This window comes from Stenotrophomonas sp. GD03777, assembly GCF_029842485.1.
Classification (GTDB): domain Bacteria; phylum Pseudomonadota; class Gammaproteobacteria; order Xanthomonadales; family Xanthomonadaceae; genus Stenotrophomonas; species Stenotrophomonas sepilia.
Window position 1 is genome coordinate 1 of record NZ_JAOCGL010000131.1, and the last position, 9,271, is coordinate 9,271.

Annotated in this window: 5 protein-coding genes; 2 read left to right on the top strand and 3 right to left on the bottom strand. The window is 68.4% G+C overall.

The genetic code is table 11. The annotated features are described in order from the left end of the window. The 3 genes from N5E02_RS18720 to N5E02_RS18730 form a co-directional block, all read right to left on the bottom strand. Nucleotides 1-544: YceI family protein (locus tag N5E02_RS18720; RefSeq protein WP_279946600.1), on the bottom strand; the 544-nt coding region annotated here is incomplete at its 3' end. A gap of 3 nt (nt 545-547) precedes the next feature. After that, entirely contained in the window at nt 548-1,120 is a 573-nt protein-coding gene (locus N5E02_RS18725; RefSeq protein ID WP_065185435.1) for a cytochrome b, read from the bottom strand. A 10-nt stretch (nt 1,121-1,130) separates the two neighbouring features. Beyond that, the gene (locus N5E02_RS18730; RefSeq protein ID WP_053499626.1) at nt 1,131-1,763 is read right to left on the bottom strand and encodes a YceI family protein; all 633 of its coding nucleotides are present in this window, start codon (nt 1,761-1,763) and stop codon (nt 1,131-1,133) included. 164 nt (nt 1,764-1,927) lie between these two features. Between N5E02_RS18730 and N5E02_RS18735 the strand changes: the two genes are divergently transcribed. Both N5E02_RS18735 and N5E02_RS18740 read left to right on the top strand, forming a co-directional pair. Continuing rightward, a complete protein-coding gene (locus N5E02_RS18735; RefSeq protein ID WP_164229823.1) occupies nt 1,928-5,470 on the top strand; it encodes an ATP-binding protein in 3,543 nt (1,180 codons plus the stop codon). A 96-nt stretch (nt 5,471-5,566) separates the two neighbouring features. Beyond that, nucleotides 5,567-9,094, top strand: a complete 3,528-nt coding sequence (locus N5E02_RS18740) for a hybrid sensor histidine kinase/response regulator (RefSeq protein WP_065178207.1) — start codon at nt 5,567-5,569, stop codon at nt 9,092-9,094. Nucleotides 9,095-9,271 lie beyond the last annotated feature (177 nt).

Sequence of the window (9,271 nt, forward strand, 5' to 3'; positions counted from 1 at the left end):
TGATCGCGGTTTCGTCCGGGATGGTCTTGGTGTCGGCCCAGTCACCGCCGCCGACGCCAAAGTCCAGGCGCTTGACCGTGGCCTTGCCGGTCAGCACCGGCTGGGTGCCCGGCTTCCAGGTGAAGGTCAGCGTGACCGGCTTGCTGACACCACGAAGCTCCAGGGTGCCATCGGCGGCGAACTGGTCATTGCCCATGGCGCGGAAGCCCTTGGCGGTGTAGCGCGCGGTGGCGAACTTGCCGACGTTGAAGAAGTCGGCGCCCTGCAGGGTCGAGTCACGATCGCTGTTGCCGCTCTTGGCGCCTGCCAGCGGAATCACCACATCCAGCGAACCGGCAGCCGGGTTGGCCGGGTCGAAGCTGAGCTTGGTCGCGAAGCCAGGGAAGCTGCCGGTGAACACTTCGCCGTCGTACTTGGTGGCGAACACCAGGATCGAACCGGCGCCGGGAGCCTGCGCGTAATCGGCAGCGAGTGCCGGAGCGGTGGCCAGCATGCCGGCCAGGGCGGCGGCCACGGCGGCCGGAGTGGTCAGTTTCAGGTTCATCGGTCAGTCCTTCTGAGGGGAGGCGAGCCAGCCACGCGGCAACATGCGGGACAGCGTTGCATCGCGCTGGAACAGGTGGTGGTAGAAGGCAGCGCCGGCATGGGCCAGCACCACCGCGATCAACAGCCAGAAGCCGTATTCGTGGAGGGCATGGGACACCGCGACGACCTGCGGGTCGGGGCCGCTCAGCTTGGGCACGTCGACCAGGCCGAACCAACGGAACGGGCGCAGGCCACTGGCCGAATCGTACAGCCAGCCCGACAGCGGGATGGCGAACATCAGCACATACAGCAGCACGTGGGTGGCGCTGGCAATGCGCTCCTGCCAGCTGGGCACGCCCGGCACCGGCTTCGGTGCCCCGGCGTACAGGCGCCAGCCCAGGCGGAACAGCACCAGCGCCAGCACGGTGATGCCGATCGACTTGTGCGCGGTGTAGACCCAGAAGTACTTGGGCGTCTTGGGCAGTTCGTCCATGGTCAGGCCGACCACGCCCAGGGCGAGGATCAGCAGTGCGATCAACCAGTGCAGGATCTGGCTGACGCTCCCCCAGGCGGCGGGGGTGTTCTTGGCGGTCATGAGGGGTCCTCTAGCGGGCCGTCTTGGGGTCGGAGTGTGGAAGGGGAGCGGGAGTTCCCGGGGCGTCGCTGCGGTCGAGGGTGGCTTCCGCCTCGATCCTCAGCTGTACTGCATCACCGATGACGCCCGGCCAGGCGGTGATGCCGAACGCGCGCCGGCTCAGCGTGGTGCTGCCGGAAAAACCGGCGGTGCGTCGGAACGGGGGAAGCGGATAGCGCTTGATGGCGTTGAGGGTCACATCCAGCGTGATTTCCTGGCTGACCCCGCGCAGGGTCAGCGTGCCGATCACGTGGGCGCGCCTGGCATCGATCGGTTCGACTTTGGTGGAGACGAACCGCGCGGTCGGGAAGCGCTCGCCGTCGAGCAGGCTGCGGGCCAAGGTGGCCTGGTTCCACTTGGCATCACCAAGGTCCAGCCGCGACACCGGAATATCCACTTCCACGGTGGCGTCGCGCCAGTTGTCGGGATCGAACCGCACGCGCCCCTCGCTGCCCGATACCGTGCCCATGGCCTGCGAGTAGCCTGCGTGGTCGATCGAGAACAGCACCCGCGTGTGCACCGGATCGAGGCGATAGGTGTCAGCGGCCGCCCAGGCAGGGGCGGTGGCGAGCAGCATCGGCAGCAGGGCCAGGCAGGGACGCATCGATGGCGGGCTCCGGAAGGGGACGCTGCGATCATACGCACAGCCCCCTGCCAACGTTGCGTGCATGGGTGCAACAGTTCGTGGTGGTGCCGCCGCTGGAAACAGGCTGTTGCAGCCATGACCCCGGCCCTGTGTGACAATCGGCGCAGGACAGGGGGTTCAGGATGACGAGCGGCTGGCGCCTGTGGTGCCGTGGCATCGCAGGTATGGGACTGCTGCTGGTGGCGATGGCCACGGCGGCTGCGACCCTGGACATGGCAGAAACACCACGCCTGCGCCGCTTCGGTGCCGCCGAAGGCTTGCCGTCTCGCATGGTGGTGGCGCTGGCCGAGGATCGCCAGGGCCACGTCTGGGCCGCCACCGATGGTGGACTCGCCCGCTATGACGGCAACAGCCTGCGGGTCTGGGAGCACGACCCGGAACAGCCGGGCTCGTTGCCTGGCAACGAGATCGAGACCCTGCTGATCGACCCGCTGGACCGGGTCTGGGTGGGCATCAATGGCAAGGGCGTGGCACGCCTGGATGCCGACCGCGAGCGCTTCCAGACCTTCGATACGGTCAATTCCACCTGCCAGGGGCAGTTCTGGGCACTGGCCTATGTCGACGACGCCTTGTGGATCGGGACCAACAACCATGGCGTCTGCCGTTTCGGCGAAGACGGCAGCGTGCGCCTCTACACCCATGATCCCGCGCGCCCGGGTGGCCTGCCCAGCAACAGCATCTTCACCAGCCTGGTCGACGCGCGGGGCCGCCTGTGGGTCGGCACCGAAGCCGGTGTGGCGCGTTGGAACGGCAGCGGCTTCGAGCCGGTGGCCGCGCGGGAACTGGGGAGGCTGAGCGTGCTCCGGTTGAGCCGTGATGCAGACGGTTCGATCTGGGTAGGCAGCCAGAACGATGGCCTCTACCGCATCGATGGGCAGGACCGGGTCAGTCGCCCGCGATGGGCCGACAGTGCCCAGCTGCGGTCGGCCCTGGTCCTGGCCGATCGCCAGGGGGGCTACTGGGCGGGTACCTCCGATGGCCTGTTGCGAGGGGATGCGGCGGCGTTGCGCCGGCTGGAGGGGGACCGCGGCAGCGGCTTCCTGACCGCGCACAGCGGTGTGCTTGACCTGCTGCAGGACCACGAGGGCGGACTGTGGGTGGCGTTGCTGACCCAGGGCCTGGCCTATCTGCCACCGGACTGGCGGCGCTTCTCGATCTGGAACCAGCTCGACGGCAAGCCGCTGGACAGCCAGTACCTGTTGAGCGCGGCCAGCGACGGGAAGAACTACTACGTCGGCTCGGCGCGAGGGGTGTACCAGCTTGATGCGCAGGGCACCCTGCGCCTGCTGGCCAGCGACCGGCAGCTCGGCAACGGCGTGGTGTGGTCGGTGCTGCCGCGCCCGGATGGTCGCCTGTGGCTGGGACGCGGCGGCCGCATCAGCGTCTACGATCCGGCCACCGGCGCATTGCGTGATCTGCGGATCGATGGCAGTGCCGACCTGCGCCAGCGCATCGACCTGATGCGGCAGGCCCCTGATGGCACGGTGTGGGTGTCGGTGATGGGCCTGGACCTGCAGCAGCGCGATGCAGAGGGCCGGCTGCTGCACAGTCATCCGCTGGAACATTTCCGCGGGACGGCCGATGCGCCGATCGAGCAGATCCGCTTCGACGCCCACGGCCGGCCCTGGGTGATGGGCGACATGGGCATCTGGCGTGAGCAGGCCGGACGCTTCGAGGCAGTGCCCGGCGTTTCGCGCGGCCCGATCTACGATCTGGCATGGATCGATCCGCAGCAGTTGTGGCTGGCGCGCCAAGGCGCCTTCGAGCGCTACCAGTGGGATGGCATGAGCCTGCGCCTGATCCAGCGCATCGACGGCAGTGCGGGCGTGCCGCCGGTGACCATGGGGGGGCTGGCGCTGGCCGACAATGGCCAGCTGTGGGCCACGACGCCGCGCGGCCTGCTGCGGTGGGACCCGAAGACGCGGCGCCTGCAACAGTTCAACGAACGCGATGGCCTGTCCGATGCCGAGTTCACCGGTCGGCCACCTGCGGTGAACGCCGATGGCCGCGTGTTGGCGGTTACCCAGACCGGCCTGGTCGCCTTTGATGTGAATGCCGACGACACCGTGCTGCCGCCTTCATCGCTGGTGATCGCCGAAGTGCGGGTGCGGCGCGACGACGCACGCGGCTGGCAACCGCTGCCGCTCACCGGCACCCTGCTGCTGGGACCGGACGACCGCGATCTGCAGATCGATGCGCGGCTGCTTTCCTATGCCAGCCCGCAGGGCAACCGGTATCGCTTCCGCGTGCAGGGTTACGACCAGGACTGGGTGGAGCAGGGGGGCGATGGCCAGCGCACCCTGTCGCGGCTGCCGACCGGCCGCTATGTCATCGAGGTGCAGGCCGCGACTGCCCGGGGCGCGTGGACACCTTCGCAGCAGTTGCAGGTGAAGGTGCTGCCGCCGTGGTGGCGCAGCGGCATGGCGATATTCGGCTACATCCTGCTGGGGTCGTTGCTGCTGGTGGTTCTGGTCTGGTCGATCCGCGCGCGGCTGCGCCGCCGCCAGCAATGGCAGCTGACGGTGCACAAGCAGCAGTTGGCCGAGCAGGCCTCGCAGGCCAAGAGCCGTTTCCTGGCTACGCTGGGCCACGAAGTCCGCACGCCAATGACTGGCGTGCTGGGCATGAGCGAACTGCTGCTGGCGACTCCGCTGGATCCGGTGCAGCGCGGCTACGCCGGGTCCATCCAGCAGGCCGGCAGCCATCTGCTGCGGCTGGTCAACGATGCCCTGGACCTGGCCCGGATCGAAGCCGGGCGGCTGGAGCTGGACCTGCGCCCGTTCGATCTGGGGGAGCTGCTGGACCAGGTGCAGGGCCTGATGCAGCCGATCGCGCAGCAACGCCAGCTGGTGTTCCAGCGCGGCGAAGACCCGCCCGGGCCGATCAGTGTCAGTGGCGACGAGATGCGCGTGCGCCAGATCCTGCTGAATCTGCTCGGCAACGCGATCAAATTCACCGAGCGCGGCCACGTCGGCCTGGCCGTACGCCTGGAAGAAAAGGGCGGCCTGTGTTTCGAAGTGCATGACAGCGGCCCGGGCATCAATGCCGAGCAGCAGCAGCGCCTGTTCCATCGTTTCGAACAGGCCGACGGCCCGCGTACCGCGTCGCGCTACGGCGGCAGTGGTCTGGGGCTGGCGATCTGCCAGGAACTGGCGGTGGCGATGGGGGGGCGCATCGAAGTGGACAGCCAGCCTGGCAAGGGCGCGCGGTTCCGCGTGCGCCTGCCCCTGCCCTGGACGCGCCAGGCCGCCAGCGAAGCGGGCGACGTGGCGGCCCTGCCGGAACTGCCGCCGCTGCGCATCCTGCTGGTCGAGGACGATGCCACGGTGGCCGAGGTCATCGCCGGCCTGCTGCGCGTGCGCGGGCATGAGGTGGTCCACGTGCTGCATGGCCTGGGCGCGCTGTCGGAGATCGCCACCGATGGTTTCGACGTCGGCCTGCTCGATCTCGATCTGCCCGCGCTGGACGGTACGGCCATCGCCCGCCAGCTGCGCACCATGGGCTATGAACTGCCGCTGGTGGCGGTGACCGCCCGTTCCGATGCCTATGCCGAAACCCAGGTGCTGGCCGCAGGCTTCGATGGCTTCCTGCGCAAGCCGGTGACCGGCGACCTGCTGGTGACGGCCATCGCCCAGGCGCGTGCGAAACGACAGGCGACTGCGTGACGACGCCGACGCCGGGCGTGAACGGCGCGACTTTCGGTTTACCATGCCGACGCCCGCAGCGCGGGAATCATCAGGACCAGCGTGAGGAGGCAATCGGTGGTGTATCTGCGGGCGGCGATGCTGCTGCTGGTCCTCCTGTGCTGCGCGTTGCCCGCTGCGGCACAGCCGGTGCCTCCGAGCCCGCGGCAGGTGACGGTGTTCGATGGCCTGCCGTCCAATACCGTCAACCGCATGGCCGAGGATCGCTACGGTTACCTGTGGATCGCCACCAACGATGGCCTGGCCCGCTATGACGGCCGCACCTACCGCGTGTGGCGTTCCGAGGATGGACTGCGTGACAACCGCATCTGGACGGTGCTGGTCGATGCCCGCAACCAGTTGTGGATAGGCACCGAGAACGCCGGCCTGGTGCGCATGTCGGCCGACCGCCGCCAGTTGCACTTCTACGACCGCAGCAGCCAGCCGTTGATGGGTACCAACACGGTCTGGAGCCTGGCCAGCACGCCTGATGGCTCGATCTGGTTCGGTACCCACGAAGGCGGCCTGTACCGCCTGGACAGCCAGGATCGCCTGCAGCGCTTCCTGCCCGAGCCGAACAATCCGCGCAGCCTGCCTTCGTCGTCGGTGCCCTACCTGGCCACGCTGGCCGATGGCAGCCTGTGGATCGGCACCAAGCATGGCGTGGCGCGCTGGACCGGGACCGACTTCGAGCGTGTCGGTACGGACATCATCCCCAGCCTTCTGATCAACGGACTGACCGCCGAACCGGATGGCAGCCTGTGGATCAGCACGATGGCCGGCGCCACCGTGCGCCGCCCGGATGGCCGCTTCGAAGCCCCCCCGTGGAAGCTGCCGCCGGGCGAGCAGGTGCTGGGCATGATGCTGCGCGACGAGCAGGGCGGGCACTGGCTGGATACACGCACCGGGCTGGGGCGTGCGGTCGATGGCCAGTACCAGACCGTGCCGCTGTACAGCGCGATCGCGCGCGGTCCGGTACGGCCGAACTGGACCGGTGCCTACGAGGACCGCGAAGGTGGCATCTGGTTGGCCAGCACCAATGCCGGGCTGTGGCACCTGCTGCCACGCTGGTGGCAGTTCTCGGTGCTGTCGCGCCTGGAGGACGACCCCAGCTCGCTGCGCAATGCGCTCGTGCTGGGTACCAGCCCCTCCAGCAACGGCGGCGTCTGGACGGTGGGCAGCCATGGCGCGCTGGACCGCTTCGATCCGAAGACCGGCAGGATCGAGCAGCATCGCACCTGGGTCAACGGCATGCACTGGTTGACCTCGGTGCGTGAGGACCGGCGTGGCCAGGTCTGGATTGGATCGACCGATGCGCTGGTGCGCTACGACCCGCAACGGCGCGAACTGCGTCGTTGGGGCCGTGATGCCGGTGCAGATGCGGCGATGGAAGGGGTGGTCGAAGCGATGATGACCTGCGACGGCGACAGCCTCTGGTTGATGCTGCCCGCAGGCGTGCAGCAGCGCGATCTCGACGGCCACGTGCGGCGCCAGCTGGACAATGGCCAGCGCGGCCTGCAGCAGGGCCAGCTCAACCTCGATGTGGAATGCGGTCCGCAGGACCACATCTGGCTGGCCAGCAGCCGTGGCCTGTTGCAGTGGCTGCCGGAAAGCGAGCGCTTCCAGCCGGTGCCGGGTGCGCCGGCAACGGCGATCCATGCGTTGCATGTGGGCCGTGACGGCCAGGTCTGGTTGTCCGAGGATGGTCGCCTGTCCCGTTACCGCTGGAGCCAGGGACGCCTGGAACGGCAGGCGGTGGTCGGTGCCGAACAGGGCTATCCGGCGATCTCCGCCTCCGGCCTGGTGGTGGATGCGCAGGGCGTGGCCTGGGCGACCAGCGCACGCGGCCTGGTACGTGTCAGTGCCGATGGGCAGAGCGTGCGCCTGTACGGCGTGCACGACGGCCTGCCAAGCCAGGAATTCCGCGAGCACACCTTGATCGCAGCGGCCGATGGCCATCTGGTGGCCGGAACGGCAGCGGGCGCGGTGGTGTTCGACCCGGAGCAGGTACGGCCTTCGGTCCGTCGCGCCCCGCTGGTGATCGAGCGGGTGGAAGTGCGCCGCAACGAGCAGGTGCTGGACATGACCCACGATGCGCCGTTGCAGATCGCCGATGGCGACCGCGACCTGCGCATCGTCGCGCGATTGCTGTCCTTCGCCGACTCGGCGTCCAATACGTACCGCTACCGCCTGGCCGGCTACGACCCCGATTGGGTCGAAGTCGGCCCGGCCGGCGAGCGCCTGTTCTCGCGCCTGGCGCCGGGCAGCTACCGGCTGGAAGTACAGGCCCGGTCGGCCGACCATGTGTGGTCGCGGGTGCAGAGCCTGGAATTTCGCGTGCAGCCGCCGTGGTGGCGCAGCCTGTCCGGCCTGCTGGTGCTGGCGTCGGTCGGGTTGCTGCTGACCAGCTGGTTTGCCTGGCTGTACCGACGCCGCCTGCAGCGGCGGCACGCCTACCAGCTGGCGCTGCACAAGCAGGAACTGGCCGAGCAGGCGTCGGCGGCCAAGACCCGCTTCCTGGCCAACCTTGGCCATGAGATCCGCACGCCGATGACCGGCGTGCTGGGCATGAGCGAGCTGCTGCTTGCCTCGCCACTGGACCCGCAGCAGCGTGGCTACACGCAGTCGATCCGGCATGCTGGCGAGCACCTGCTGCACCTGGTCAACGATGCGCTGGACCTGGCGCGGATCGAGTCCGGGCGCCTGGAACTGCAGTCGCAGTCGTTTGCGTTGAATGGCCTGTTGCAGGATCTGGCGGCGCTGATGGGCCCGCTGGCTGCACAGAAGGGCCTGCGCTTCGTCCTCGACAACCAGCTGCCTGCGGGCCTGCAGGCGACCGGTGATGCCATGCGCGTGCGGCAGATCCTGCTCAACCTGCTGTCGAACGCAGTGAAATTCACCAGCCGCGGCACTATCACCCTGCATGCACGTTGCGATGGCGAGCTGCGTGCGCTGCACTTCGAGGTGCGCGATACCGGCCCGGGCATCAGCCAGGAACAACAGCAGCGCCTGTTCCGCCGCTTCGAGCAGGCCGATGGTGCACGAACCGCCGCGCAGTACGGTGGCAGTGGCCTCGGTCTGGCGATCTGCCGCGAGCTGGCGCATGCGATGCAGGGGCGGATCCAGGTGGAGAGCCAGCTGGGTCGGGGCACCTGTTTCGGCGTGACCTTGCCGTTGCCGCTGGTGGTGAACAGCGATGCCGAGGCATCGGCCGAGGGGCATCGCGACGAAGCGGCGAACATGCCGCCGCTGCGGGTGCTGCTGGTCGAGGACGATGCCACCGTGGCCGACGTGGTGCGTGGCCTGTTGAGCGCACGCGGCCACGAGGTGGTGCATGCCGGCCATGCGCTGGCGGCGCTGCGCGAGATCAGTGCCGGCGATTTCGACGTCGGCCTGCTGGATCTGGACCTGCCGGGCCTGAGTGGTTTCGAGCTGGCCCAGCACCTGCGCAACCAGGGCTACATGCTGCCGCTGCTGGCAGTGACGGCGCGGACCGATCCGGACCTGCAGCAGCAGGTGGAAGCAGCCGGCATTGGCGGCTTCCTGCGCAAGCCGGTGACTGGTGAGCTGTTGGTGGAAGCGATCGCCAGGGCCACGGGTAGGTAGGTTCTGCAGGGCCTGTGGACCCACCCCGCCTTCGACAGAATTCTGCGAGCTGTTGAAATGGCGTGGGGTCAGATCCGTTTCCCGTAGGAAAACGGATCTGACCCCAGATCGATTTCGATATCTGACAGATGTGTCGACCAAGGTCGACACCTACCAAGAGCCGCCGGAATCCGTCAG